The organism is Roseburia sp. 499 (assembly GCF_001940225.2).
Lineage (GTDB): Bacteria > Bacillota > Clostridia > Lachnospirales > Lachnospiraceae > Petralouisia.
The window spans coordinates 3,157,738-3,184,730 of the sequence record NZ_CP135164.1; the positions used below are offsets into that span (position 1 = coordinate 3,157,738).

Annotated in this window: 26 protein-coding genes and 1 tRNA gene; 8 read left to right on the forward strand and 19 right to left on the reverse strand. The window is 33.7% G+C overall.

The annotated features are described in order from the left end of the window. Positions 1 to 61 precede the first annotated feature (61 nt). The 3 genes from BIV20_RS15565 to BIV20_RS15575 form a co-directional block, all read right to left on the reverse strand. Positions 62 to 1,048: a GNAT family N-acetyltransferase gene (locus BIV20_RS15565; RefSeq protein ID WP_075717601.1), complete on the reverse strand. Its 987-nt coding sequence runs from the start codon at positions 1,046 to 1,048 to the stop codon at positions 62 to 64. A gap of 71 nt (positions 1,049 to 1,119) precedes the next feature. Further along, complete coding sequence (locus BIV20_RS15570; protein ID WP_242939767.1) at positions 1,120 to 1,809, reverse strand: 4Fe-4S double cluster binding domain-containing protein; 690 nt, start codon at positions 1,807 to 1,809, stop codon at positions 1,120 to 1,122. Positions 1,810 to 1,826: 17 nt separating this feature from the next. Then, complete coding sequence (locus tag BIV20_RS15575) at positions 1,827 to 2,420, reverse strand: DinB family protein (RefSeq protein ID WP_242939768.1); 594 nt, start codon at positions 2,418 to 2,420, stop codon at positions 1,827 to 1,829. A gap of 124 nt (positions 2,421 to 2,544) precedes the next feature. Between BIV20_RS15575 and BIV20_RS15580 the strand changes: the two genes are divergently transcribed. Continuing rightward, a complete protein-coding gene (locus BIV20_RS15580) occupies positions 2,545 to 3,435 on the forward strand; it encodes a LysR family transcriptional regulator (RefSeq protein WP_075717603.1) in 891 nt (296 codons plus the stop codon). Between the two features lie 72 nt (positions 3,436 to 3,507). Here the strand turns inward: BIV20_RS15580 and BIV20_RS15585 are convergent. The 8 genes from BIV20_RS15585 to BIV20_RS15620 form a co-directional block, all read right to left on the reverse strand. Continuing rightward, a tRNA-Arg gene (locus tag BIV20_RS15585) sits at positions 3,508 to 3,579 on the reverse strand. Between the two features lie 65 nt (positions 3,580 to 3,644). After that, positions 3,645 to 4,520: a DUF3881 family protein gene (locus BIV20_RS15590; protein WP_075717605.1), complete on the reverse strand. Its 876-nt coding sequence runs from the start codon at positions 4,518 to 4,520 to the stop codon at positions 3,645 to 3,647. Between the two features lie 81 nt (positions 4,521 to 4,601). Next, a complete protein-coding gene (locus BIV20_RS15595; RefSeq protein ID WP_075717607.1) occupies positions 4,602 to 5,609 on the reverse strand; it encodes an HD-GYP domain-containing protein in 1,008 nt (335 codons plus the stop codon). Positions 5,610 to 5,622: 13 nt separating this feature from the next. Further along, complete coding sequence (locus BIV20_RS15600; RefSeq protein WP_075717609.1) at positions 5,623 to 6,147, reverse strand: DUF4446 family protein; 525 nt, start codon at positions 6,145 to 6,147, stop codon at positions 5,623 to 5,625. A gap of 39 nt (positions 6,148 to 6,186) precedes the next feature. Then, positions 6,187 to 7,095, reverse strand: a complete 909-nt coding sequence (locus tag BIV20_RS15605; protein WP_075717611.1) for a ParB/RepB/Spo0J family partition protein — start codon at positions 7,093 to 7,095, stop codon at positions 6,187 to 6,189. Between the two features lie 2 nt (positions 7,096 to 7,097). Further along, positions 7,098 to 7,865, reverse strand: coding sequence for a ParA family protein (locus BIV20_RS15610; RefSeq protein ID WP_075717613.1), 768 nt, complete (start codon positions 7,863 to 7,865; stop codon positions 7,098 to 7,100). Positions 7,866 to 8,014: 149 nt separating this feature from the next. Continuing rightward, positions 8,015 to 8,659, reverse strand: a complete 645-nt coding sequence (locus BIV20_RS15615; protein ID WP_075717615.1) for a response regulator — start codon at positions 8,657 to 8,659, stop codon at positions 8,015 to 8,017. Next, on the reverse strand, positions 8,660 to 9,685 hold the full coding sequence (locus BIV20_RS15620; RefSeq protein ID WP_075717617.1) for a sensor histidine kinase: 1,026 nt from the start codon (positions 9,683 to 9,685) through the stop codon (positions 8,660 to 8,662). A gap of 171 nt (positions 9,686 to 9,856) precedes the next feature. On the opposite strand from BIV20_RS15620, the gene BIV20_RS15625 reads away from it, so the two are divergent. Then, on the forward strand, positions 9,857 to 10,810 hold the full coding sequence (locus BIV20_RS15625; RefSeq protein WP_075717619.1) for an alpha/beta fold hydrolase: 954 nt from the start codon (positions 9,857 to 9,859) through the stop codon (positions 10,808 to 10,810). A 44-nt stretch (positions 10,811 to 10,854) separates the two neighbouring features. On the opposite strand, the gene rsmG is transcribed toward BIV20_RS15625, so the two are convergent. The 8 genes from rsmG to rpmH form a co-directional block, all read right to left on the reverse strand. Further along, entirely contained in the window at positions 10,855 to 11,577 is a 723-nt protein-coding gene (gene rsmG, locus BIV20_RS15630) for a 16S rRNA (guanine(527)-N(7))-methyltransferase RsmG (RefSeq protein ID WP_075717621.1), read from the reverse strand. Between the two features lie 10 nt (positions 11,578 to 11,587). Continuing rightward, positions 11,588 to 13,483: a tRNA uridine-5-carboxymethylaminomethyl(34) synthesis enzyme MnmG gene (gene mnmG, locus BIV20_RS15635; RefSeq protein ID WP_075717623.1), complete on the reverse strand. Its 1,896-nt coding sequence runs from the start codon at positions 13,481 to 13,483 to the stop codon at positions 11,588 to 11,590. A gap of 75 nt (positions 13,484 to 13,558) precedes the next feature. Further along, positions 13,559 to 14,950 carry a tRNA uridine-5-carboxymethylaminomethyl(34) synthesis GTPase MnmE gene (gene mnmE, locus BIV20_RS15640; protein WP_075717625.1) on the reverse strand — a complete coding sequence of 464 codons (1,392 nt, stop codon included), beginning with the start codon at positions 14,948 to 14,950 and terminating at the stop codon, positions 13,559 to 13,561. 101 nt (positions 14,951 to 15,051) lie between these two features. Further along, positions 15,052 to 15,675 carry an RNA-binding cell elongation regulator Jag/EloR gene (gene jag / locus BIV20_RS15645; RefSeq protein WP_075717627.1) on the reverse strand — a complete coding sequence of 208 codons (624 nt, stop codon included), beginning with the start codon at positions 15,673 to 15,675 and terminating at the stop codon, positions 15,052 to 15,054. A gap of 11 nt (positions 15,676 to 15,686) precedes the next feature. Continuing rightward, a complete protein-coding gene (locus BIV20_RS15650) occupies positions 15,687 to 16,949 on the reverse strand; it encodes a YidC/Oxa1 family membrane protein insertase (RefSeq protein ID WP_075717629.1) in 1,263 nt (420 codons plus the stop codon). 18 nt (positions 16,950 to 16,967) lie between these two features. Continuing rightward, entirely contained in the window at positions 16,968 to 17,177 is a 210-nt protein-coding gene (gene yidD, locus BIV20_RS15655) for a membrane protein insertion efficiency factor YidD (protein ID WP_075717631.1), read from the reverse strand. Between the two features lie 31 nt (positions 17,178 to 17,208). Beyond that, positions 17,209 to 17,550 carry a ribonuclease P protein component gene (rnpA, locus tag BIV20_RS15660; RefSeq protein ID WP_075717633.1) on the reverse strand — a complete coding sequence of 114 codons (342 nt, stop codon included), beginning with the start codon at positions 17,548 to 17,550 and terminating at the stop codon, positions 17,209 to 17,211. A gap of 69 nt (positions 17,551 to 17,619) precedes the next feature. Further along, on the reverse strand, positions 17,620 to 17,754 hold the full coding sequence (gene rpmH, locus BIV20_RS15665; RefSeq protein WP_075717635.1) for a 50S ribosomal protein L34: 135 nt from the start codon (positions 17,752 to 17,754) through the stop codon (positions 17,620 to 17,622). A 532-nt stretch (positions 17,755 to 18,286) separates the two neighbouring features. Here rpmH and dnaA point away from each other — a divergent pair. From dnaA to gyrA, 6 genes are all read left to right on the forward strand, one after another. Next, positions 18,287 to 19,636, forward strand: coding sequence for a chromosomal replication initiator protein DnaA (gene dnaA / locus BIV20_RS15670; RefSeq protein ID WP_075717637.1), 1,350 nt, complete (start codon positions 18,287 to 18,289; stop codon positions 19,634 to 19,636). Between the two features lie 298 nt (positions 19,637 to 19,934). Beyond that, on the forward strand, positions 19,935 to 21,047 hold the full coding sequence (dnaN, locus tag BIV20_RS15675; protein ID WP_075717639.1) for a DNA polymerase III subunit beta: 1,113 nt from the start codon (positions 19,935 to 19,937) through the stop codon (positions 21,045 to 21,047). Positions 21,048 to 21,084: 37 nt separating this feature from the next. Continuing rightward, positions 21,085 to 21,294 (forward strand): RNA-binding S4 domain-containing protein, encoded by a 210-nt coding sequence (locus tag BIV20_RS15680; RefSeq protein ID WP_075717641.1) that lies wholly within the window; start codon positions 21,085 to 21,087, stop codon positions 21,292 to 21,294. Beyond that, positions 21,291 to 22,382 carry a DNA replication/repair protein RecF gene (recF, locus tag BIV20_RS15685; RefSeq protein WP_075717643.1) on the forward strand — a complete coding sequence of 364 codons (1,092 nt, stop codon included), beginning with the start codon at positions 21,291 to 21,293 and terminating at the stop codon, positions 22,380 to 22,382. Before BIV20_RS15680 ends, recF begins: the two co-directional genes overlap by 4 nt. Before the next feature lie 14 nt (positions 22,383 to 22,396). After that, the gene (gene gyrB, locus BIV20_RS15690) at positions 22,397 to 24,331 is read left to right on the forward strand and encodes a DNA topoisomerase (ATP-hydrolyzing) subunit B (RefSeq protein ID WP_075717645.1); all 1,935 of its coding nucleotides are present in this window, start codon (positions 22,397 to 22,399) and stop codon (positions 24,329 to 24,331) included. Between the two features lie 23 nt (positions 24,332 to 24,354). After that, the gene (gene gyrA, locus BIV20_RS15695; protein WP_075717647.1) at positions 24,355 to 26,973 is read left to right on the forward strand and encodes a DNA gyrase subunit A; all 2,619 of its coding nucleotides are present in this window, start codon (positions 24,355 to 24,357) and stop codon (positions 26,971 to 26,973) included. Positions 26,974 to 26,993 lie beyond the last annotated feature (20 nt).

Consider the following 26,993-nt stretch of genomic DNA (forward strand, 5'->3'; position numbering starts at 1 on the left):
TTAATTAGTGCGTAGCTCCTGTTCAAGTCCATGTAGAAAACACAAATTATTATCTGTAAATCTAAGTCAAGGAATACCTTTCTAAGATTCTTTCATCTAATCTTCGTATGTACGAATATGTATATGGTGCAAAATATTTCGTCCAAAAACGCAATGCAGTTGGATTAATTGTTTCATAATCAGTCCCCAAATAGGTATATCCCTGCTTTGCAACATGCTCAACCACTTCATCCAACAATGCTTTTGCAATTCCCATATGTCGAAATTCTGGTTTTACATAACAACCACAAATACTTCTCACATTATCATACTCGGACAAATAAGTTTCTCCACCATGAGTCAATGTCATATATCCTACAATGTCATTTTCAATATATGCAGCAATAACCTCTTTTTCATTGTCACTTACTAAATTTTCCAAATCGGTATCTTTTGAAATGAAACAGCAGGGACTTGCTAATAAATGTTTCGTTAATGCTTGATCCAACTCTTGAATTTCCAATCGTCTTTTCCCATTAAGAATCTCAAAACGAATCACCTTGTTACCTTTATTATCAGATTCATATTTGTAATTCTCCACCAACATTATCGCATCTGAACATCGCATTCCAAAACTACTTAAATTCAAAATTCTTCCTACTTCATCATCATTGGCATATCTTGATAATGCCATATGTGTTATACCATTTTTATAAAGTTCTTCTATACAATATTCTATTAGAATAGATGCAATTTTTTCACGATTCGATGAACCGAATGCACTATATCCGAGTGGTGAAAATGCACCTTTACAATTTCCAAAAAAATTATCTTTTGGTCCGAAAAATGCGAGAAAGCCAGCTAATTTACCATTTAATAATATTGCTTTCCCAATTGTATTATTTATTACATTATCCAGAATTATTGAAAACTGTCTTTCTTCCTGTTTAATGTTTCTAGATAAAATATATTGAGAATTTTTTATCTCATTTTCCAGTTCAAGAATCATTATTTTAAGTGCATCTTCACGATTTATATTCTCTAATTCAATTATTTCTATTTTATCCATATATCTCACCATTCTCTTCATGTAACTTTTGTCCAACCATCTTATCATACCGATAAACCGGAAGTTTCACATTAGATAAACTTATTCTCTGTACCTAAATTATAGGGACAAATGTCTCGGCACTTATGGCACGAAATAACCCATGTCTTAGTTGCTTCATCATCGCCAAAAGCATTATCCCAACACACTGACTGATTTATCTCTTCATTTTCCAGTGCATTAGCAGGACATACTTGTACACATCTGTTGCAATGGATATATATATCCTCTATCATCTCATCTGGTTCGATTTCTGCCTCACACAAAACACTTCCTAACCATACCATGCTACCAAATTGTTTGGTAATTAGTAATGAATGTCTTCCTATTCTTCCTATTCCAGCCGCTTGTGCTACGTGCTTCTGTGAAATAATTGAACGCCATCTATTTGTCTTCTCATCCCACAAACTTTCATTTGTTGGAATAGGCACTGACACTATTCCTCTTTTCTCAAGTTCAATGCATAAATTCAATGCTATTGCATCCATTTTAGGTGTGAGTGAATTTCGTATACGAGTATATGGAACTGGTGTCTCACATTTAAGTGCTCCTACAGGAAAATGAACAGCAAACGATATTACAGATTTACAACTTGGCAATACATCTAATGGATGAAATCCCTTTGGTGCATTGTTAAATCTCTCTATGCAGGCAACACCACACAAATCAGCACCTAAAGAATATACAATTTCTTTTATTTCATAATTACCGATATTTATCATCTGTTCCTTTCTCTGCACTAACTTCCGATTTGTACTTTCTCTAATATCTTATCACATAATTTTCGTATAGTATAGATATCATTTTTTTTAGGTTTGTAATTTCTATATCGATATCGACCAAAGAATTTGCCATCGTCAACGTATTGATTTGTTTCAGATATCCACATAGGAAATTCACCAGTTACAATGGCAGTCTGTCCATTCAGCATTCCTGTATGGAATGACAAATGTCTAAATTGACGAAGTACAAGTTCCATACGTGTATATGGGCAGTTATCTGGTTTTTCGTATAGCATATCATCTGTGAGTGTATCCAGATAATTAAGTGTTCTGTTTTCTATTTTTTCAAGGTATTCTAGCAATTGCTCATCTGAAAGTACAACAGAACTAGGATTATCAGGATTATCCATACCATCTTCATGAAACTCAGGTTCATTGTAGTCAAAAGGATTTATGAACCATTTATCAGCTGAATGAAGTGCGTGATAAGCCCATCTCCAACAAGGACGACCACAACAAAGATCATCACGGTTATATGTTTGAATAGATGTTCTAATATTAATAAAATTAGGCTTTACAGCATCTTTAATTATCATACATAGTTCATTCATAAATTTTTCCCTTCATTAGTAATTGAATTTAATAGTCTCTACGTGTATAATATCATTGAATAAACCATTAGTAAAATTGATAAATTTGAATTAATAATTCAATTTAGTTGAAAAGGTGGTTTCTATGACAATAATTCAATTAAAAACATTTCTTGAAATAGCTAGTTTGGGAAATTTTACCTTAGCGGCAGAATCTCTCGGATATGCACAATCAACAGTCACTATGCAGATAAAGCAATTGGAAGAGGAACTAGGTGTTGAGCTATTCGACAGATTGGGGAAGTCTGTAGTATTAACAGTTTCAGGAACGAGACTGATAGAATATGCAGAAAAAATAAAACAGTTGGAGCGTGAAATTCTACTAGATGTCCCTATAAGTGATGAACCTAATGGAACTTTGAAAATAGGAGTATCAGAAACACTTTGTTATAACTTGTTTCCACAGTATTTACTAGCATATAAAAAGAAATATCCTAAGGTTGAAATTCAGCTTATGTTTGTCACACATGATACTTTTCCAGAAATGTTAAAAAAAGGGACTTTAGATATTGTATATACTTTAAATCCACTTATTGTAAGGGATGATTTATTATTGCTTTATAACAAACCCGAGAATCTAAGTTTTTTTGCAAGTCCGAAAAATATTCTTGCTTCTAAAAATGAAATTGCGGAGAAGGATTTAGACAGCATTCCATTATTATTAACTCCGAATAATTGCAATTTTCATAACATGCTAATTACAGATTTGAAGAAACATGATATTACTCCCAAAATTGAATTGGAGACAAGCAGTAAGGAAATATTAAAACAATTTGCGATAAATGATTTAGGGGTTACATTTATTCCGGATATGTCAGCAATAGATGAGATGAAAAGCGGAAAACTGGTAAAACTAAATTGGTCAGGTTGCTCGTTCCCAATTTATTCGCAGATACTAATACATAAGGATAAAAATGTGAATAATGCTATGAAAGAATTTGTGAATATTATTGATAGTAGTGTATATAGAGAATAAGATATATTCTTGAAATAGCACTTGCGTGAAAAAAGCAGCAATGATTTCATCGTCATTACTGCTTAAAAAGAATGTTCCCAGCGGGAATCGAACCCACAACTAGCGCTTAGGAGGCGCTTGTTATATCCATTTAACTATGAGAACGAATGCCGTATTTTCATACTTTTTAAGCTGTTTGGCAACGGCAGCCATATCTATGAATCATAAAATTATATATGGTAATTAATCCGGCCTTGCATCCAAATAGTTCCCTTGAATCTGCGTCCAATTGCAGGTTCTCCTAACAAATCTTCCTGATTGATGCACACATCAAAAACCAGATTATTACTTTCTATTGTCATAACATAACTTTTCTCTGAAGTCATGTTATTCTCGACCGTATAGAAATTCAAAATTTCTCCCATAATACTATACTGGTCGCTTTCAATTCCATAAGGCATAAAGTAGGTATCTACAATAGACAGAATATCCTCTTTCATAACTCTTCTGGAAATCATAGAATAGGTATCAATGTCTTCTAATGTCAGACTTTCTATTGCTTCCTCATCTCCATCTCTTGCAGCTGCAATCAGATGACTTCTCTTCTGATTATAATTTTGGCCACTTTTTATCTGAGACTCATTCTTATAGATAGGAAAAACAATCTTTCCACTAGTAGACAATGCAGACAAAGTTGTATTCACCGGAATCTTTCTTGCAATACTTCCGGTTTCCTGTAAATATTCAATTACATTCTGCAAATAAAAAATCAAAGTAACCCCTATTCGCAATTCATCACAAATTCCGGCATAGGCTTCTCTGTCAGAACGTCTTTCTATCTCTACCTTTTCCTCGGTAGTAATTCCGCTTCCTATAAAATAGGGATAGTAGTAATCCATTTGAAATTCATCTTCGATATATTCACCACGGACTGCAATTCCAATAAATTCACCATATTCCTTACTTAATTCTGCAAAAACATTTCCTTTTGCATCTTCAGTAATCAATTTGTTATCCGGGTTTTTAATAATATCATCTATTAAAATATCCAGTTCTTTTTTCTTTGCTAAATTCTTAAATCCAATACTTCTCAAATAATTGTGCATACTATCACTCCCTTCATGGGAAACTTCTCTTTTTATTATATAATACAAAATATTCTTTTTCCACACTATTTTAAATATTTTTTAAAATATGTGGATTACATTTTCTGTCAATAATTTAGGGTGGATATCCTTTTCCTCTAATTCTATTATTTCCGGTTGAAAAGGATTTTCCGTCTGTGAAACAACTATTGCTTTTTTCCCGCTTTCTAACTGTAATTGTGTCCCCACCGGATATCTGGCAATTTTGGCTTTTAAAATTCCTACTATTTCCTCATCATATTTCTGGCTATCGCTTATTTCTTCCAACGCTTTTTCCACAGAAACTTTTTGCCGTTCCATACCACACAAACTACCATCCATGGCATCGCATATTTGTATGATTTTACATTCCAGTTCCTGATTTTTCTGTTTTAAGGGATAACCACTTCCATCGATTTTTTCGTGATGTGATAAAATCATCTTTTTGGAAATTTCCGGAATCCATGTCTCTTGCTCTAGGGCGGTATATGCCAAAATGGTATGTTTCTTTAACTCAAAAATTTCCAAAGGTGTCATTTCTTCCATATGACAATCCCGATAGTTTACATTTATATAACATAATCCCAAATCATGTAAAAGTCCACCTAAAGCAAGATGTGCTGACTGTTCTTTCGCAAATCCATATTCCTTTGCGAGAATAAGACTCCACATAGTTGTAAATATAATATGTTCATAAAGATTTCCACTATGTTCTACCACATCAATTAGTTTTTTATTTTCTACCTGGAAGATCTCTTCTGCTATCTCTTCTGCAAGAGTTTTTAATCTTTTTAATTTTTTATTTTCTTTATACACGTGATGAGATAATATCTCTTCTAATTGTTTCTGAAAATTTATTATTTTTTCCCGTTCCAGATAAAAATTCGGTCTTTCATATTTTTCATATGGACCCTGAACAAAAACATCCTGTATATTCAGTGCAATCAAAGATTCTTTATAGGATTCATCTAAACTGATTCCTTTTTCTAATAAAAGCTGACCATTTTCCAAATACACAGATTTGGCGAGTATCTCATTTCCAGCCAATTCTGATACACGGTATTTTTTCATCTTATACTCCCAATTATTCCGGCTTCTTTTCACTTACTCCCATTGCGATATTCAATGCTTCTTTTTCTTCTTCTGCTAAAACAATAACAGAATTTCCATCAATAATTTCTTTGATATAAGTATAACAGCCTTCTCTACTATGCATTGCATTGATAATGAATCCATCATTTTTCTGATCTAATAACGCCAAAGAAAAACTAAGTTTTCCCCCCATTTCATTAAAAGCATCATATTTTACCATTCCAACCTTCTGGAAGGTAAACTTCAAATTATTAAATATTTTTTCAATATTTTCTTCGTTTCTTTTTTCAGATACTAACAAATCTTCTACCTGGTGAATTCTTTTTATAAGATTTTCTTCTAATGATTTTGCATCTTTTCCTACCATAAAAGATTCATACTTTTTCTTTATCTTACTTGTCTTTACCATGTTGACAATTACTAAAATAAGTAATATCAACATGACACCCGCCATAATCGCAAAAGTAAGTAAAAAATCATCTGCTGTAAATTCTAAATGTAAAAATTCTGATATCATAAGTACCTCCATCGTATAGAACATATGTTTGTTTTCTTTTTATTCATGTATTGACTGAAATAATTCCATAATTCTTTCTAATTCATCTGTAGAATAATAATCTATTTCTATCTTTCCCTTTTGATTATTCTTCTGGTGAATTGCAACTTTCGTTCCCATAATAGCCTTTAATTTCTGTTCCATATCTTCATAGAATACTGCCATACTATTATCCACTGCCGGCTTTGGTGCTTCCGTTTTTTGTTTTTGCAATTTTTTCACCAATTTTTCTGTTTCACGAACACTAAGTTTTTCATCAAAAATCTGTTGTGCAAGTGCATACTGCTGCTCACCATCAGCAATTCCTAACAATGCTCTTGCATGGCCTGTAGAAATCAAATCATCAATCACCATTTGTTGAACACGCTCATCTAATTTTAATAAACGCATAGAGTTGGTAACTGCTGTTCTAGATTTCGAAACTCTTTCTGCCACTTCATCCTGTTTCAAATTAAATTCATTTAATAATCTTTTATATGCCAACGCTTCTTCAATTGGATTCAAGTTTTCTCTTTGTATATTTTCAATTAAAGAAATCTCTACAATTTCCTGTTCTGTAAGATTCTTAATAATTACAGGAACTTCTTTTAAACCAGCAAGCTTGGCTGCACGCCATCTTCTCTCTCCTGCAATAATTTCATAATAATCTTTTTTATCCTGTACCAATAATGGTTGTAATACTCCATACTGTTTTACTGATTCCGATAATTCCAACAAAGCATCTTCATCAAAATTCTTTCTTGGCTGTTCTCTATTTGGTTCTACCTTTCCAATTTTCACAAAAGTAACATCTTTATCCGGCTCTGCCTTTTTCGTGTTTGTAGTTTCTACTGTTGTATTTCCACTTCCAACTTTATCAGTAATAAGACTATCTAGTCCTTTTCCTAATCCACCTCTTTTTGCTGCCATCTTTATACATCCTTTCTTTCTATTACTTCTTTTGCCAACAAACGATAACTTTCTGCTCCAGCAGATTTCGAATCATATAAATTAATGGGAAGACCATGACTAGGGGCTTCTGCTAAACGAATATTTCTTGGAATAATTGTTTTATATATCGTAGTATTTAAATTATTTTTTACATTTTCTACAACCTGCAAAGATAAATTTGTTCTTGCATCATACATAGTAAATACCACTCCTTCCATATGAAGGCTCGGATTTAATCTTTGTTGTACAAGATTAATCGTATGTATCAGCTGACTTAATCCTTCCAATGCATAGTACTCACATTGTATTGGAACTAATACTGTGTTTGCAGTAGTCATAGCATTTATCGTAAGCATATTTAAAGAAGGAGGACAATCAATAATAATAAAATCAAAATCATCCTGTATATAATCTACTTCATTTTTTAAAATGTATTCCTTTTCATTAATACCAAGTAATTCTATTTCAGCACCAGCAAGATTTACATTTGACGGAATTAATTGCAATCCTTCAATTTCTGTTTTTATCATACTTTCTCTAACCGTACATTCACCAAGCATCAGTTCATATACTGTATTTTCTAATTCTTCTTTTTCGATACCTAGTCCGCTGGTAGTATTTCCTTGAGGATCCAAATCAATAGTTAATACTTTTTTTCCAGTTTCGGCAAGACATGCTGATAAATTAATTGCAGTAGTAGTCTTACCAACTCCACCTTTTTGGTTTGCAATAGCAATAATTCTTCCCATGACGTTTTCCTTTCTTTCTATACTTTCCCTATTATATCACTTTTCGACATGTAATTCTAGATTTATTTCAATGTTTCACGTGAAACATTGTGTTTTTTATCATATTATTTCAAAGGAGATGTTTCACGTGAAACATCTCCTTCTACTTATCAAAATATATTAATCAAATTATTTTTAATTGCAAATATTGCAGCTTGTGTTCTATCCGAAACTTCTATTTTCTTAAAGATGCTAGAAATATGATTTTTAACAGTACGCTCACTTATATTAAGTTTTTCCCCGATTTCTTTATTATATGAGCCAACTGCCATAAGTTTTAATACATCAACTTCTCTTTTTGTTAAAAGATTTAATTTTTCTTTTTCAACATCTCTTTCTATCATCTTAGAATTCAAAATTGGAATTAAACTTGGCTGTATATAACTTTCTCCCTGAATCACACTCAAAATTGCTTTTTTTAATTCATTTGAATCAGAATCTTTCAACATATAACCATCAATTCCTATTTCTACTGCTTTTAATAAATATTCCACCTCATTATGGACTGTAAGTATAATTACCTTTGTGTCTATTTTCTTTTCTTTTATTCTTTCTAGTACTTCCAATCCATTCATATTTGGCATGTTAATGTCTAATAAAAGAACTTGTGGAAGACTCTCTTCCAGTAATTTCAAACATTCTACTCCATCACTCGCTTCGCCGGTTATTAGAATATCCCCATCTAATTCTAATAACTGTTTTAACCCCTCCCGTACCATGGAATGATCATCTGCTATCATTACCTCTATTGCCATTTAATTTTCCTCCTTATCAATAGGAAATTCCACAGAAATTTTAGTACCTTCTCCTATGATTGATTCTATATTTATTTTCCCAGATAATAAATATACTCTTTCCTTCATTATTGATATTCCAAACCCTGAACCATCATCCCTCTGCAAATGTTCTATACTTTCTACTTCAAACCCACAACCATCATCTGCAATCTCAACTTTTACTTTTTCTTTTTCATAAGAAAGTATTATTTTAATATTTTTTGCTCCGGAATGTTTTATAGTATTATTACATGCTTCTTGCACAATCCTTAAAACAGTAAGAGATGTAAGAGGTGGTAATTTTTTTATTATTCCCTCTGTTTGATAGTCCACTAAAACTTTTCCGGTATTTCTCCACTTAGCTGCTTCACGTTCTAATGTGACATCCAAACCAATATCATCTAGAGACATTGGACGCAAATCATATATTACTTGCCTCATATCCTCAATAATTCTTTTTACCATCTTTGACATTGTCTGAAGTTCTAACTTACATCTTACGGTATCCATATCCATTAATTTTGTACAAAATTCTATCTTATGTACTATACTGGTAAGATTCTGCACAATGGAATCATGTAATTCACGAGCAATTCTTTGACGTTCCATTTCCTGTGTTTCCAGTATTTTTTTTCGAAAAAACTCATCATCTTCTAATAAGACTTCTTTTTCTTCTATTGCCTTTGTATTTTCGCGAACAACTTTTAATACATGTTCCAGTTCTGCCAAATGATCATTTAAATCAGAAATCTTTATTCTTAATATTTCTTCCTGTTTCTCAATTTGGGATTTTTCTTCTTTCAAATTTTCTATTTTCTCATAGCTTTCATGGTTAATATCTCTTGGAGAAAAAGATTCATAATTCCTGTCTAAAGAATTTTCCAATGTATATATAAATTGAATATTTTCTTTTAATAAAAGTTCATTCTTTTTATAATCACGTTCAAGAGAAACTTTCTGTTCATACATTTCCGCATATATTTTTTCCAAGTATTCTATTATCATATTTCTCCTTCAGAACATATGTTCTTATTTATAATTTCAAACTATAACACTTTAATTTTATATCATTTTAAATTATATTTAAAGATTAATTTTGATTTTTTATTTGTATATCTGTATCAATTCGTCTATAATAATAGAAAGAGAAAAAATGTTGAGGGAGGATGGCTCTAGATGAAAAAACAAATTCGTAATTTTTTACTTCTTACAACGATGACCACCATAAGCATTTATGGTATTAATAAAGCTATTAGTGTTTCTTCTGTCATGAAGAACTTATTAAAAACCGACAATGGAAAATTTTTTACCTGGAGATATGGCGAAATTTTTTATACTAAACAAGGAAAAGGAAGTCCTGTACTTTTAGTTCATGATTTGAATCCGGCTTCTTCTTCTTATGAATGGGAAAAATGCGTAAAACGATTGGCAAAAAATCACACTGTTTATACTATTGATCTTTTGGGCTGTGGCCGTAGTGATAAACCAAATATGACCTACAGTAATTATCTCTTTGTTCAGCTCATTACTGATTTTATTAAAAATGTAATTGGAGAAAAAACAGATGTAGTAGTAACCGGAGAATCTTCTTCTTTTACTTTGATGGCATGCAATATGAATCCGGAACAATTCAATAAAATTATTGTAATTAATCCTACCAATCTGGTAGAACTGTGTGCTACACCAAATAAAGAAAAGAATGCTTTAAAGTTCCTTATTGATATGCCAATTATAGGTACTCTAATTTATAACATTGTGTTCCATAGCAAAAATATTTCAAAACTTTTCGAAGAAAAATATTACTATAAAGGACATATGGTACCTACAAAAGTCCTGGACACTTATTACGAATCAGCTCACTTACAAAATGGAAAAGGGAAATATTTGTTGTCCAGTATTAAGGCAAGTTACACTAACATCAATATCGTTCATGCTCTCAAGAAAATAAATAACAGCATTTATTTAATTGGAAGTCGAGAACAGAATGGCATTACAGAAGTTATGAATTCCTATGTGGCTTACAATTCTTCCATCGAAGCCTCCTATGTGGATAATTCTAAATATCTTCCTCAATTGGAAGTTCCGGAAAAATTGATGGACGTATTAAACCTTTATCTGGAATCAAACTAAGCATACTAAAAAAGATAGGAATAATCTTCCTATCTTTTTCATTTCTATTGAATTGGGTTTTTAGAAGGAGTTCCCGCTTTTCTGGGATAAGTTTTTGGTGTTTTCTTTACCTTTTGTATCTGGATAAAGGAACGTTCCGCGTCCGTTTCTACTAAGCGGAATTTTTTTACATCTTTTATTTTTCCACCTAAAAGAAAAACTGCCTTCTTAGACTGCTCTACTTCCGCTTCGACTTCTCCTGACTTGTAAGAAATAAAATTTCCTCCTACTATTACAAAAGGTAAACAATATTCATTTAAGGATGCAAGATTAGCAACTGCCCTAGAAACACATAAATCAAACTGTTCTCTATACTCTGGCTTTCTTGCCATCTCTTCTGCTCTTCCATGGACTGCTGTAATATGTTCCAACTTCAATGCATCAATCACTTCATTTAAAAAATTAATTCTCTTATTCAAAGAATCCATCAATACAATTTCTAATTCCGGAAATGCAATTTTTAATGGAATTCCCGGAAATCCCGCACCGGTTCCTAAATCCAATACCTTAAGATTCTGATGCAACTCTATCTGCTGAATCAAACTTAATGAATCTAAAAAATGCTTTTCCACCACATCTTCAAATTCTGTAATAGCAGTAAGATTCATGACTTTATTTTTTTCCACCAACATCTCATAATAAGTAAGAAATTGTTGTATTTGCTGCTCTGAAAGTTCAATTTTTAATTTGTTTAATCCTGATTTAAATTTTTCTAAATTATATTCCATAATCACTCCACTAGTTTTCTTTCTTCTGATTATGATACATTTGCTCCAAATATACCAGCAATACAGAAATATCTGCCGGAGAAACTCCTGAGATTCTGGAAGCCTGTCCCACACTCACTGGTTGATACAGATTTAGTTTCTGTTTTGCTTCAATACGCAAACTCTTTACCTGCTCATAATCAAAATGCTCCGGCAACTTCTTATTTTCCAGCTTCTTAAATTCCTTTACCTGTTTCATCTGGCGCTTGATATATCCATCATATTTAATACTGATATTCACCTGTTCTATTACATCATATTTCAATTCTGGACGTTCCGGATCAATTTCTGCCAAATCTTCATAAGATAATTCCGGTCTACGAATCAACTCTGCTAATGTTGTTCCATTTTTTAATGGCGTACTATTATGTTCTTCCAGTACTTTTTGTGTCTTTGCATTAGCACCAATATTTACATGTTCTACTCTTTCTACTTCTTCCTGAATGAGTCTTTCTTTTTCTATCACCCAGTCATAACGTTCTTTACTTATCAATCCTACCCGATATCCTTTTTTAGAAAGGCGTAAATCCGCATTATCCTGACGCAAAAGTAAGCGATATTCCGCTCTTGAAGTCATCATGCGGTAAGGTTCTTTATTATCTTTTGTTACCAAATCATCAATTAAAACACCAATATATGACTCAGAACGATCTAATACTAAAGGTTCTTTTCCTAATACAGACATAGCAGCATTGATTCCTGCTACTAATCCTTGTCCGGCTGCCTCTTCATATCCGGAACTTCCATTGAACTGACCTCCGGAAAATAATCCTTTAATCTTTTTAAATTCCAAAGTAGGATTTAACTGTCTCGGATTGATGCAATCATATTCAATAGCATATGCATTTTTTACAATCTTAGCATTTTCCAATCCCGGAACAGTATGATACATTTCATATTGTACATCTTCCGGAAGAGAACTGGACATTCCTCCAATATACATTTCGTTGGTATATTTTCCTTCCGGTTCAATAAAGACCTGATGTCTTTCTTTATCTGCGAACCTTACTACTTTATCCTCAATGGATGGACAGTATCTTGGTCCGGTTCCTTCAATAACACCGGCATAAATTGGAGAACGGTCTAGATTATTTTTAATAATCTCATGTGTCTTTAAATTTGTATAAGTAAGCCAACAAGATTCCTGTTCAATCTGAACATCTTCCGGATTCGTAGTAAAGGAAAATGGAACTACTCTCTCATCACCCTTTTGTTCCTGCATTTTCGAAAAATCAACAGAACGTTTATCTATTCTTGCCGGAGTTCCAGTCTTAAAGCGGAACATTTCTACACCATTTGCTTTCAACGAATCTGTAAGATGGTTTGCCGGCTGTAATCCATTTGGTCCTGTATAATTGATAACTTCACCATAAAGACATCTTGCCTTCAAATATGTACCGGTACAAAGTACAACGGCTTTACTATGATAAGTTGCACCTGAAAAAGTTTTTACACCTTTTACTACACCATCTTCTACTATTAACTCTGACACTTCAGACTGCCGAATGGTAAGATGATCTGTATTTTCCATAGTCATTCGCATCGTTCGACTATATTCTGCCTTATCTGCCTGGGCACGAAGAGAATGAACTGCCGGCCCCTTGGAAACATTCAACATTTTCGACTGAATAAATGTTTTATCTATATTTTTTCCCATTTCTCCGCCAAGGGCATCAATCTCTCTTACCAAATGTCCCTTAGAACTTCCACCAATATTCGGATTACATGGCATCAATGCAATACTTTCTACGCTTACCGTAAACACTATGGTTTCCAACCCCAGTCTTGCACAGGCAAGTGCTGCTTCACATCCTGCATGACCAGCTCCTACTACTACCACATCATAATTTTCTTCTACATAAGGCATTTTTTATCCTTCTTTCTATCTCAAGTTTCTTTATTTACATTAAATTACCGCTTTGAAATTCATTGATAGGTAAAATTATTTACCCATACAGAACTTGCTGAAGATTTCATTGACCAAGTCTTCACCTACTGCTTCTCCAATAATACTTCCCAAATCTTCGTAAGCACTCATCAAATCAATGGAATAAAAATCTTCTGGCATTCCATCTTCAATACTTTTTTTCACCAGTTGAAAACTACTAAGTGCAGACTGTAATGCAGTTCTCTGACGCACATTCGTAATATATATTTCATCATTAAAAGAAAGTTCTCCCTGAAAAAACATTTCCTTTATGATATTCTCTAACTTATCTATTCCGGTTTGCTCTTTTGCAGAAATAGAAATTACCGGCTTTTCTATATTCTTTTCTTTTAATACTTTCTGCAATACATCTTGAGAAGTAACCTGTGACAAATCTGATTTATTCAAAAGAATGATTGCTTTTTTATCAGAAAGCATAGAAATGATTTCTTCATCATTCTCATCCAATCCTGTTGATGAATCCACCACATATATTATTAAATTAGCATTTAATAAATATTCTTTTGCTTTATCAACACCAATTTTTTCTACAATATCTTCGGTATCCCGAATTCCTGCTGTATCTACAATATTCAATGTAATACCATTTAAGTTAATCTGTTCTTCCAATGCATCCCTGGTAGTTCCGGCAATATCCGTTACAATTGCCCTCTCTCTTCCAAGTAACACATTCATCAAAGAAGATTTTCCTGCGTTTGGTTTTCCTATAATTGCCGTATTGATTCCTTCTTTTAATAATTCACCATTTTCAGAAGATGCTAACAAACTCTTTACTTCATCAGAAACTTCATTCATAATACCCATCAATTTTTCCCCATACCCGTCTATAGAAAAATGCTCCGGGTCATCCAGGGCTGATTCAATAAAAGCAATTTCATGAATAACCTTTCCTCGAATCTCTTTTATTTTATCTTTTATTCTACCTTGAAGTTGATTAATAGAAGATTCTAATGCAAAATCATTCTTTGCATTAATGACATCAATTACTGACTCTGCCTGAGATAAATCTATCCTTCCATTTAAAAATGCTCTCTTTGTAAATTCACCAGGTTCTGCCGGTCTTGCCCCATATTTAATGACCGTTTCCAGAATTCGTTTCATTACAAGAGTTCCACCATGGCAATCTATCTCAACGGTATCTTCTGTTGTATAACTATTGGGAGCTTTCATAATCAATACCATAACTTCATCAATTACTTTTTCACCATCACAAATATAGCCATAATGAACGGTATGACTTTTTTCCTGAGATAACTTTTTTTCTCCTTTTTTAGAACGATATATCTTATCTATTACTGAAAAGGCTTCCTCTCCACTAATTCTTACAATACCAATTCCAGAGTTTGTCATGGCTGTTGCAATTGCTGCAATCGTATCTGTTTTCATAAAAACTCCTTTCTAAATTGCTACTTTCTCAAAAATTTCAAAAGGCTTTCTCATTATAACATACTGTCATAGTTTGAGAAAGCCTTTCGTAAATAAACAAATTATCTTTTCAACGTAACTACCACATGTCTATAAGGTTCTTCTCCCTCGCTGTGTGTACTTACATAACGATCATTCTGCAATGCAGAGTGAATTATTCTTCTTTCAAATGGATTCATTGGTTCTAAGGAAACAGGACGTTTTGTTCTTTTTACCTTATAAGCAATATTTCTCGCAAGATTTTCCAGAGTTTCTTTTCTTCTCTTTCTATAATCTTCCGTATCTAATTTTACTTTAACATATTCATTTACCTGTTTTCCAACTGCAAGATTTGTTAAATACTGAAGAGAATCTAAGGTTTGTCCACGTTTTCCAATCAAAACTCCCATTTCATTTCCTTTTAATTCTACATCAATATTTTTACCATCTTCGCTCTTTTCAATCGTAATCTCTACTTCCATATCCATTGCACGGAATACATCTTTCAAAAAATCACGAATAAAATCTTCTACATCAGATTTCTTACGAACTCTGATTTTTGCCATTTTACTTCCAATTCCAAGGAAACCATTGCTTCCTTTTTCAATTACTTCATATTCAATTTTATCACTAGTAGTTCCAAGCTTTACCAAACTTTCAGTAATAGCATCGTCTACTGTCTTTGCTGTTACTTCTATAAATTCCATGACCATTCCCCCTACTTGTTGTTACGTTCATTGAATTCTTTTACCATATTTGCCTTTTCTAAAAGGCTTCCTTTTTTCGCTGTTTTTGCATATTCTGCAGTCTGCTGAATCTTTGCATCCTTTTCTTTTGCACTCATTGGTTCCTGGATATTTCTAGTATTCATTTTTGCTGCATTTGCAATCTGGTTCTGATAAATTCCTCTTTTTTCTTTCTTTTTCTTAGCCTTTTCTTTATTCTGTTCAATAATAACGTCCAGGTCAAGATTTTCCATACGTTTATTAATAATCAACTGCTGGATACAACGAATCATAGAACCTGCAATCCAGTAAAGACCAAGACCTACAGGAACACTGAAACACATAAATAATGAGAATAAAGGCATCATTGTGTTCATAGTCTTCATCTGTCTTGCCATTGCATCATTATCACCTGCTCCGGAAGAAGTAGGCATTAATTTAATGTTAATTACCTGTGTCAAATAGGAAACCAACGGTACAGCTAATGCTGCAATGATTAAAATAAAATCTTTTTCACTCCAGCCATTTTTCACCATGGAAAATGGTGTGTTTGCAATATTAATTCCTAAAAAATTATTTAAATGAGCTACCTGATCTGCTGTACTGCTAATAATATCTGATAATCCGGTAAAACTATCCTTTAATAATTCCCAACCATGACTTGGAAGCGCATACAATACATCAATAATAGAATTAGATGTAGATGTTGCTGTTTCAAAATTCAAGCCATACATTGGTCTAACTTTAGCAGTTTCAACGAACTTTTCTATAATATCCTGAAAACCTGATACATTCGTTATCTTATCTACCAATGGAGTATATACTTCCTTTACACTACTTACATAAGCAGGTACATTATATACTACACGGTACATTGCAAAAAGTATTGGCATCTGGATTAACATCTGAACACAGCTCCCCGTTGGAGATACGCCATATTTTTCATAAACGGCCTGTGTTTCCTCATTCATCTTCATCATAGAAGCCTGATCTTTTTTGCCTTGATATTTTTTCTGAATCTCTTTTATCTCCGGTTGCATCTTCTGAGATAATTTTGAAAATTTCTGCTGCTTATAAGTCAATGGAATCATTAACATATAAATAATAAATGTAAATAATATAATACAGATACCTATGTTTTGGATTCCAAATACATTATCCAAAAACATATACAGATAATTCATGATATAACCGATTAATCGTGCAATAGGTCCGATAATTTTACCGGAATACTGGGTCAAAATAATCTGTGTCACTGTAAAAAACCTCCTATATTATGGAACTGGATCATATCCGCCTTTTGAAAAGGGATTACATCTTAATATTCTCCACCCAGCTAACATAGAACCTTTTACAGCCCCATATTTTTCAATTGCCTGTAACCCATAAGTCGAACAGGTTGGATAATAAGGGCATTTGGTAGTTTTTAAAGGTGATAAATATTTTCTATAAAACTTTATTATCGCAATTAATATTCTTTTCAAAATATTCCATCTTCTTTTCTAAATAAATTTACTATTGTTTTCTTAAGATGTGATGAAGATTTCCAAGGTGTAGCAAAGCACTCTCTGTTTCATGATAAGTCACATTCTTTGCTGAAACCCTTGCGATGACTACAATGTCCAAACCACTATTGAACATCTCTTCCTGTAGTCTGTATGCTTCTCTTACCAATCTTGTAATATGATGTCTTATAACACTATTTCCTACTTTTTTACTAACTGATATTCCTAGTCTATTTCTATCCAAATTATTTTCCATAACATACATAACAAAAAAACGGTTCGCATAAGACTTACCATTTCGATAGACTTTCTGGAAGTAACTGTTTTTCTTCAATGATTCTGAGAATTTCATACAAATATTCCTCATTCTTACTAAATATAAAATTTATACTAGTAAGAAGAAAGACCACAATGTTGTGGCCTAAGCTGATAATTTTTTTCTTCCTTTTAATCTTCTTGCAGCCAATACTTTTCTTCCGCCTGCTGTACTCATTCTAGCTCTAAATCCGTGAACCTTGGATCTTGATCTCTTTTTTGGTTGAAATGTCATTTTCATGGATATCCACCTCCTCTACGTTAAAAAACATCACTTTTGATTATAACAAAAAATCCCCTTAAGTCAAGCCATTTCGCAACTTTTTTATTTTCGAAAAAAATCCACCACTATATATATTAATAAGAAATCTTTTTTATCAACATCTAGTTTTTCATAGATTTCTCTCTCAAAATACTTTTCCACAAAATTAACATGCTCTATTATTAATAAGGAAGAAACTAATTCCATCCACAAATTATACACATTTTTAGCGTTTACATAAAGTTATCCATAATTTGTGGATAACTTGTGGAAAACTTTTTGATATCATGTTTATATAAAACTCTTCTGTTCATTAATCACCGAAAAAATCAGCGCTTTTTCCTCTGTAGATATGTTTATAATACATTTTTGGATAAAATAAGCGTATTTTCATTAATTTAACTATCCCCTATACCTTTCAAATTTTTTAATTGATTATTTAAGCCATTTGCGGTATTATAGACTGTGGAAGACTATGAATATATAAATAGAAAGAAGCTTGGAGAACTATATGGAACTTATTTTAGAAAAATGGGAACAGATTTTACGCACTGTCAAGGAAGAATATGAAATTTCCGACATTGCTTTCGATACTTTCTTAAAACCATTAAGTATTTACAGTATTGAAGATATGAAACTCTACATACTGGTACCTTCTGAACAAATTGGTGTAAACTATATTTCCAAAAGATATACCCTACCAATTAAGGTTGCAGTTGCAGAGATTACCGGAATTGAATATGAGATTGAATTTATTCTTCCTGAACAGACAAAATCTATAAAGTCTTTTCGGAGTAAGAGTCCTGAATTCATTCCAGATTCAGATAGAACCAACCTGAACCCTAACTATACGTTTGACACTTTTGTGGTTGGTGAAAATAACAAATTTGCCCACGCGGCATCTCTTGCCGTAGCCGAATGTCCGGGTCAGGTATACAATCCTCTCTATATATATGGGGGACCGGGACTGGGTAAAACTCACTTAATGCAGTCCATCGGACATTTCATTTTAAAACAGCAACCGGATAAAAAGATTCTTTATGTTACTTCAGAAGAATTTACAAATGAAGTAATTGATTCTATCCGTAATGGTAATGCATCTGCTATGACAAAACTTCGTGACAAGTATCGTACTGTAGATGTATTAATGATTGACGACGTTCAGTTTATTATAGGAAAGGAAAGTACACAGGAAGAATTCTTCCATACCTTTAATGTACTTCATTCTGCCGGAAAGCAGATTATTCTTTCTTCCGATAAACCTCCTAAAGAAATGGAAACTTTGGAAGAACGTATCCGTTCCCGTTTCGAATGGGGACTTCTTGCAGATGTCGGTTATCCTGACTATGAAACACGTATGGCAATTCTTCGAAGAAAAGAAGAAGTCGATGGTTTCCAGTTAGATGATCAGATTCTGGATTATATTGCAACCAATATTAAATCCAACATTCGTGAGTTGGAAGGTGCTTTAAATAAACTTCTTGCTTTTTCCAATTTGGAACACACCGATATCACAATGGAAATTGCAGTTCGTGAATTACAAAATATCATTTCTCCGGACAAGCCAAGAGAGATTACTCCACAGCTTGTTATTGAAATTGTTTCCGAACACTTCAATATTTCTACGGACCAAATGATATCTAAAAATCGTAGTAATGAAATTGCCCGACCACGTCAGATTGCCATGTATCTGTGTAAAAATATGACAGATACTCCGCTTGAAACGATTGGCGCATTATTAGGAGGCCGAGATCATTCTACTATTATTCATGGTATTAAGAAGATAACACAGGAATATGAAACAAATGAGAACTCTCATAATCTAATTGAAACGATTAAGAAGAAGATTAACCCGAATTAATTCTTCCTTCAACAATTGTGGACAACTTATTCACACCCTATGTTGAAATGCCTTGATAAGCTCATATTTATGCCCTATTTTCGATTTTTGAGATTTTTTTGAAAATAAAGTGCTAAATCTTATTCACAGCTTATCCAAGCGATTTCAAGGTGTAATTCACAAAGTTATACCTTAAGTTCAAGTCCCTAAAATAAAGGGATTGAACCACTTATACACTTATTCACATACCCTAAGATGAAGAATACGAATCTTTAATTATAAATATATCTTAAAGCCCAGGAAGGAGTTATACACAAACATGAAAATCATATGTTCCAAATCTAATTTATTACACGGAGTAAATATTGTCTCCAAAGCAGTACCTTCTAGAACCACCATGGCTATTTTAGAATGTATTTTAATTGACGCTTCTACAAATGAAATTAAATTGACCGCTAATGATATGGAATTAGGAATCGAAACAAAGATTGAAGGAGAAATTACTGAACGTGGAGTAATCGCATTAGATGCAAAGATTTTTTCTGAAATTGTAAGAAAGCTTCCTGATAGCGAAGTCACTATAGAAACAGATGCATCTTTTAAAACTACTATTACTTGTGAAAAAGCGAAATTCAATATTATTGGAAAATCAGGAGAAGATTTTTCTTATCTTCCATTCATTGAAAGAAATCAGTCTATCGTTCTTTCTCAGTTTACACTGAAAGAAGTGATTAGACAGACAATTTTTTCCATTGCTGACAGTGATAATAACAAATTAATGACAGGTGAATTATTTGAAATCAAAGAAAATCAGTTAAAAGTTGTATCTTTGGATGGACATCGTATTTCTATACGAAATATTGAACTGAAAGAAAATTATGAGAATCATAAAGTTGTTGTTCCTGGAAAAACATTACAGGAAGTAAGTAAGATTTTACCGGGAGATGTAAACGAAGATGTAAATATGTTCTTCACTGATAATCATATTGTTTTTGAATTTGATAATACGACTGTTGTTTCACGTTTGATTGAAGGAGAATACTTTAAAATTGAACAGATGCTTTCTTCTGACTATGAAACAAAGATTAAAATTAATAAACGTGAACTGTTAAGCTGTATTGATCGTGCGACACTTTTGGTAAAAGAAGGCGATAAGAAGCCAATTATTATGAATGTAACCGATGGAAACATGGAATTAAAAATTAATTCCTTTATTGGTTCTATGAATGAAGATATCGACATCCAGAAAGAAGGAAAAGATATTTTGATTGGATTCAATCCGAAATTCTTTATTGATGCTCTTCGTGTTATTGATGAAGAAGAAGTTACCCTTTATATGGTTAATCCAAAAGCACCATGTTTCATTAAGGATGATGATGAAAAGTTTATTTACCTGATTCTTCCTGTAAACTTTAATGCAGCTACCAACTAATTTAGCATGATGTAATGATTCAGAAATCGAGGAAAATATGGAAGAAATAAAATTAAGAGAGGATTATATCAAATTAGGTCAGGCATTGAAAGCAGCAAATTTGGTGGATTCCGGAGTAATGGCGAAGCTGGTAATTCAGGATGGACAGGTAACTGTCAATGGTGAAGTAGAGTATCAGAGAGGTAAAAAATTAGTAGACGGAGATATTGTTTCTTTTGACGGAGAAACAATTAAAATTATAAAATGATTTTAAAATCCGTTGCGTTAAGCCATTTTCGCAATTATGACGATTTGTATATAGAATTTGATAGAGGCACCAATATTTTATATGGTGATAATGCTCAGGGAAAGACAAATGTTTTGGAATCCATTTATGTGAGTGGAACAACCAAGTCGCATAAGGGTAGTAAAGATCGAGAATTAATTCAGTTTGGACAGGACGAAGCACATATTCGTACTGTTGTAGAAAAGAGCGGTCTGGATTATCAGATTGACATGCATTTAAAGAAAAATAAGTCAAAAGGCATTGCAATTAATAGAATGCCCATAAAAAAAGCGTCTGAATTGTTTGGAATTCTGAATATTGTATTTTTTTCACCGGAGGATTTGAATATTATTAAAAATGGTCCTTCAGAGCGAAGAAGATTCTTGGATGTAGAGCTTTGTCAGTTAGATAAAATTTATCTATATAATCTTACAAAATACAATAAAGTTTTAAATCAGAGAAACCGGTTGTTAAAGGATATTCATTTCAGACCGGAACTGATGGATACATTGGCTGTGTGGGATATGCAGCTTATTGAATACGGCAAGAAGATTATCAATACCAGAAAAAAATTTGTAGAAGAATTAAACGGAATTGTCTATGAGATACATAAGAATATTTCCGGAAACAAAGAGGAATTGGTATTAAAATATGAGCCGGATGTATTAGAAGAAAACATGGAAGTGGAATTGGAAAGATGTAAGGAAAAGGATTTGAAGTTTGGGCAAACTTCAGTGGGACCGCATCGAGATGATCTTTGTTTTATGATAAAGGATATCGACGTAAGGAAATTTGGTTCCCAGGGACAGCAGCGGAGCTGTGCACTGTCCTTAAAACTTTCAGAGATAGAACTGGTAAAAAAATCTATCAAGGAAACGCCAATTCTGATTCTGGATGATGTATTATCAGAACTGGACAGTAATCGTCAAAACTTTTTATTAAACAGTATTCATGATATTCAGACAGTGATTACCTGTACAGGATTGGATGAATTTGTAAGAAACAGATTTGAAATAAATAAAATTTTTAAAGTAGTGAATGGAACGGTAGAGGCGCAAAATAGTCTCTAAGAATTGGAGGAAATATGAGTACAGATACAAACACGAATGTAGAGTACGGAGCGGACCAGATACAGATTCTGGAAGGACTGGAAGCAGTGCGCAAAAGACCTGGTATGTATATTGGAAGTACATCTGTGCGAGGATTACATCATTTGGTGTATGAAATCGTAGATAATGCAGTGGATGAATCACTGGCAGGTTATTGTGATACCATAGAAGTTCGAATTCATGAAGATAATTCCATTACTGTTACTGATAATGGACGAGGTATTCCGGTAGGAATTAACCATAAAGCAGGACTTCCGGCAGTAGAAGTCGTATTTACTGTATTACACGCCGGAGGAAAATTTGGAGGCGGAGGATATAAGGTATCAGGTGGGCTTCACGGTGTAGGTGCATCCGTTGTAAATGCATTGTCTAACTGGCTGGAAGTTCAGATTTTCCATGATGGAAAAATATATCAGCAGCGTTATGAAAAGGGACATACCATGTATCCGTTAAAGGTAGTAGGAGAATGTGAACCGGAAAAAACCGGAACTCGGGTAACTTTTTCTCCGGATGGAAGTATTTTTGAAGAAACCGTATACGATTACGATACCTTAAAACAACGTTTAAGAGAGATGGCATTCCTTACCAAAGGGCTTAAGATTCGTTTGATTGATGAAAGAAGCGGACAGGAGCAGGAAAAGGAATTCCATTATGAAGGTGGTATCAAGGAATTTGTTACTTACTTAAACCGCAGTAAAGAAGCACTTTATCCTGATGTAATCTATTGCGAAGGAGAAAAGAACGGTGTTTATGTAGAAGTAGCAATGCAGCACAATGATTCCTATAATGATGCTACTTACAGTTTTGTAAATAACATTACTACTCCGGAAGGTGGTACTCATCTGGCAGGATTCCGTAATGCATTGACAAAAACTTTTAATGAATATGCAAAATCAAATAAGATTTTAAAGGAAAATGAGGCAGCACTTTCCGGTGACGATATACGAGAAGGTCTGACTGCTATTATTAGTGTAAAGATTTCAGAACCGCAGTTCGAAGGACAGACCAAACAGAAACTTGGAAATAGTGAAGCGCGTGGAGCTGTGGATGGAATTGTAAGTGAACAATTAACCTATTTTTTAGAACAGAATCCTACTGTTGCAAAGTCTATCTGTGAAAAATCTTTGTTAGCACAGCGTGCAAGAGAAGCAGCACGAAAAGCAAGAGATTTGACCAGAAGAAAAACTGCCTTAGAGGGAATGTCTCTTCCGGGGAAACTGGCAGACTGCTCCGATAAAGATCCAAAGAATTGTGAAATTTTTATCGTAGAGGGAGATTCCGCGGGTGGTTCTGCAAAAACAGCAAGAAGCCGTGCAACTCAGGCAATTCTTCCACTGCGTGGTAAGATTTTGAATGTAGAAAAAGCAAGATTGGATAAAATCTATGGAAATGCCGAAATTAAAGCAATGATTACAGCTTTTGGTACAGGTATCCATGATGATTTTGATATTTCAAAATTAAGATATCATAAGATTATTATTATGACCGATGCCGATGTAGACGGTGCTCATATTAGTACGCTGATGCTTACTTTCCTGTATCGCTTTATGCCGGAATTAATCAGACAGGGGCATGTATATCTGGCAAAGCCACCACTTTTTAAGATTGAAAAAAATAAAAAAGTTTGGTACGCCTATGATGAAGTTGAGTTGAATCAGATTTTAACAGAAATCGGTCGTGATGGAAATAACAAGATTCAGCGTTACAAAGGTCTTGGAGAGATGGATCCGGAGCAGCTTTGGGAGACTACCATGGATCCGGAGACCAGAGTATTAGAGAGAGTTACCATTGATGAGGAAAGCTCTTCAGAAGTTGATTTAACTTTTACTACTCTGATGGGAGACAAGGTAGAACCGAGACGTGAATTTATCGAAGCAAATGCAAAATATGTGCAGAACCTCGATATTTAGGGGATTCAAGGAGGAAATATTAAATGGATGACAAAATATTCGATAAGATTGATGACGTTGATTTGAAAAAAACAATGGAAAAATCTTATATAGATTATGCCATGAGTGTTATTGCATCCCGTGCATTGCCGGATGTAAGAGATGGTTTAAAGCCGGTACAGCGTAGAATTCTTTATGCTATGATTGAATTGAACAACGGACCGGACAAGCCTCACCGTAAATGTGCCCGTATCGTTGGTGATACCATGGGTAAATATCACCCTCATGGTGACAGTTCTATTTATGGTGCTTTGGTAAATATGGCACAGGAGTGGTCTACCCGCTATATGCTGGTAGATGGTCATGGAAACTTTGGTTCCGTCGATGGTGACGGTGCTGCGGCAATGCGTTATACCGAAGCACGTTTAAGTAAGATTTCTATGGAAATGTTAGCGGATATCAATAAAGATACCGTTGATTTTGGACCGAACTTTGATGAAACGGAAAAAGAGCCTTTGGTATTACCTTCCCGTTATCCAAATCTTTTGGTAAATGGAACCACCGGTATTGCTGTTGGTATGGCAACTAATATTCCACCTCATAACTTAAGAGAGGTAATTGGTGCTGTTGTAAAAATCATTGATAATCAGGTCGAGGAAGATAGAGAAACAGAAATTGAAGAAATTTTAAAAATCATAAAAGGACCGGATTTTCCAACAGGAGGAATGATTCTCGGAACGGCAGGAATTGATCAGGCATATCGTACCGGAAGAGGAAAAGTAAAGGTTCGTGCTATTACCGATATTGAACCAATGCAGAATGGAAAGAACCGTATTGTCGTTACAGAACTTCCATACATGGTCAATAAAGCAAGATTAATTGAAAAAATTGCTGAAATGGTAAGAGATAAAAAGATTGATGGTATCACAGATTTGCGTGATGAATCTAGCCGTGAAGGTATGCGTATCTGTATTGAATTGCGCCGTGATGTGAATCCAAATGTTATCTTAAACCAGCTTTATAAACATACTCAGTTACAGGATACTTTTGGTGTTATCATGTTGGCATTGGTAAACAATGAACCAAAGGTCATGAACCTAAATGAGATGTTGGGATATTACTTGAAACATCAGGAAGAAGTAGTAACCAGAAGAACAAAGTATGAGTTAAATAAGGCAGAAGAGCGTGCTCATATTTTACAGGGATTATTGATTGCTTTAGATAATATTGATGAAGTAATTAGCATTATTCGTGGTAGTGAAAATGTTCAGCTGGCAAAAACACGTTTAATGGAGCGCTTTGCATTATCTGATGCGCAGGCACAGGCAATTGTAGATATGCGTCTTAGAACTCTGACCGGTTTGGAAAGAGGAAAACTGGAAGCTGAATATAAGGAATTAATGGCAAGAATCGAAGAATTAAGAGCTATTCTTGCAGATAGAAAGAAACTTCTCGGAGTTATCAAAGAAGAAATCATGGTAATTGCTGAGAAATACGGAGATGATAGAAGAACTTCTATTGGATTTGACGAGTACGATATTTCTATGGAAGATCTGATTCCAAGAAGCAATACAGTAATTGCTATGACAAAATTAGGATATATCAAACGTATGAGTGTCGATAATTTCCGCAGTCAGAACCGTGGTGGTAAGGGAATCAAGGGTATGGAAACCATTGATGATGATTACATCGAAGAACTGCTGATGACTACCACACATCATTATCTCATGTTCTTTACTAATACCGGAAAAGTATATCGTATGAAAGCATATGAAATACCGGAAGCAAGTAGAACAGCAAGAGGTACTGCAATTATTAATTTGTTGCAACTTCAACCGGGCGAAAAGATTACAGCAGTAATTCCGTTAAAGGAATATAAGGATGATCATTATCTGTTCATGGCAACAAAGAACGGTATTGTAAAGAAGACTCCGGTAACGGATTATGCAAATGTAAGAAAGAAAGGTCTTGCAGCAATCAACCTTCGTGAAGACGATGAATTGATTGAAGTTAAGTTTACCGATAATACAAAAGATATTGTATTAGTTACTAAGTATGGTCAATGTATCCGATTCCATGAGACAGATGTAAGAAGTACCGGAAGAACCTCTATGGGTGTAATAGGTATGAATCTGTCTGATGAGGATGAAGTAGTAGGAATGCAGTTGAATACCCAGGGTGAATACCTGCTGATTGCTTCTGAAAAAGGTCTTGGAAAACTGACAAAGATGGAAGAATTCAGCCCACAGAACCGTGGTGGTAAGGGTGTGAAGTGTTATAAGATTACTGAAAAGACCGGAAATATCATTGGTGTCAAAGCAGTAAATATGGATAATGAAATTATGATGATTACAACAGAAGGAATCATTATCCGTATGAAGGTAGAAGGTATTTCCGTACTTGGACGTGTCACCTCCGGAGTAAAACTGATGAATCTGTCTGATGATGTTACTGTTGCAAGTGTTGCAAAGGTAAGAGAAGACAAATCCTTAATGGAAAATACAGATGAATCCGAGTTAGTATCTGAAGAGGAAGAAAAGGAAAGCGCAGCGGCAGCAGCCGAAGCAGCAAAAAGAGCTTCCGGACAGGTAACAGAAACAGATGATGAACTGATGCAGGAATTGTTAGAAAGAGCAGAAGCTGATTCTGAGGAAGAAGAATAAAGTAAATAGTAAAAAGTGGA

Coding starts and splice junctions, on each gene's coding strand:
- rsmG (WP_075717621.1), bottom strand. CDS start 11,577: ATGGAATATAATTTAGAAAAATTTAAATCAGGATTAAACAAATTAAAA.
- BIV20_RS15610 (WP_075717613.1), bottom strand. CDS start 7,865: ATGGGAAGAATTATTGCTATTGCAAACCAAAAAGGTGGAGTTGGTAAG.
- gyrB (WP_075717645.1), top strand. CDS start 22,397: ATGAGTACAGATACAAACACGAATGTAGAGTACGGAGCGGACCAGATA.
- BIV20_RS15625 (WP_075717619.1), top strand. CDS start 9,857: ATGAAAAAACAAATTCGTAATTTTTTACTTCTTACAACGATGACCACC.
- mnmG (WP_075717623.1), bottom strand. CDS start 13,483: ATGCCTTATGTAGAAGAAAATTATGATGTGGTAGTAGTAGGAGCTGGT.
- mnmE (WP_075717625.1), bottom strand. CDS start 14,950: ATGAAAACAGATACGATTGCAGCAATTGCAACAGCCATGACAAACTCT.
- BIV20_RS15580 (WP_075717603.1), top strand. CDS start 2,545: ATGACAATAATTCAATTAAAAACATTTCTTGAAATAGCTAGTTTGGGA.
- rnpA (WP_075717633.1), bottom strand. CDS start 17,550: ATGAAATTCTCAGAATCATTGAAGAAAAACAGTTACTTCCAGAAAGTC.
- BIV20_RS15565 (WP_075717601.1), bottom strand. CDS start 1,048: ATGGATAAAATAGAAATAATTGAATTAGAGAATATAAATCGTGAAGAT.
- rpmH (WP_075717635.1), bottom strand. CDS start 17,754: ATGAAAATGACATTTCAACCAAAAAAGAGATCAAGATCCAAGGTTCAC.
- BIV20_RS15590 (WP_075717605.1), bottom strand. CDS start 4,520: ATGCACAATTATTTGAGAAGTATTGGATTTAAGAATTTAGCAAAGAAA.
- recF (WP_075717643.1), top strand. CDS start 21,291: ATGATTTTAAAATCCGTTGCGTTAAGCCATTTTCGCAATTATGACGAT.
- BIV20_RS15570 (WP_242939767.1), bottom strand. CDS start 1,809: ATGATAAATATCGGTAATTATGAAATAAAAGAAATTGTATATTCTTTA.
- dnaN (WP_075717639.1), top strand. CDS start 19,935: ATGAAAATCATATGTTCCAAATCTAATTTATTACACGGAGTAAATATT.
- BIV20_RS15620 (WP_075717617.1), bottom strand. CDS start 9,685: ATGATAATAGAATACTTGGAAAAAATATATGCGGAAATGTATGAACAG.
- BIV20_RS15605 (WP_075717611.1), bottom strand. CDS start 7,095: ATGGCAGCAAAAAGAGGTGGATTAGGAAAAGGACTAGATAGTCTTATT.
- dnaA (WP_075717637.1), top strand. CDS start 18,287: ATGGAACTTATTTTAGAAAAATGGGAACAGATTTTACGCACTGTCAAG.
- gyrA (WP_075717647.1), top strand. CDS start 24,355: ATGGATGACAAAATATTCGATAAGATTGATGACGTTGATTTGAAAAAA.
- BIV20_RS15595 (WP_075717607.1), bottom strand. CDS start 5,609: ATGAAAAAATACCGTGTATCAGAATTGGCTGGAAATGAGATACTCGCC.
- jag (WP_075717627.1), bottom strand. CDS start 15,675: ATGGAATTTATAGAAGTAACAGCAAAGACAGTAGACGATGCTATTACT.
- BIV20_RS15575 (WP_242939768.1), bottom strand. CDS start 2,420: ATGAATGAACTATGTATGATAATTAAAGATGCTGTAAAGCCTAATTTT.
- BIV20_RS15680 (WP_075717641.1), top strand. CDS start 21,085: ATGGAAGAAATAAAATTAAGAGAGGATTATATCAAATTAGGTCAGGCA.
- BIV20_RS15600 (WP_075717609.1), bottom strand. CDS start 6,147: ATGATATCAGAATTTTTACATTTAGAATTTACAGCAGATGATTTTTTA.
- BIV20_RS15615 (WP_075717615.1), bottom strand. CDS start 8,659: ATGGCAATAGAGGTAATGATAGCAGATGATCATTCCATGGTACGGGAG.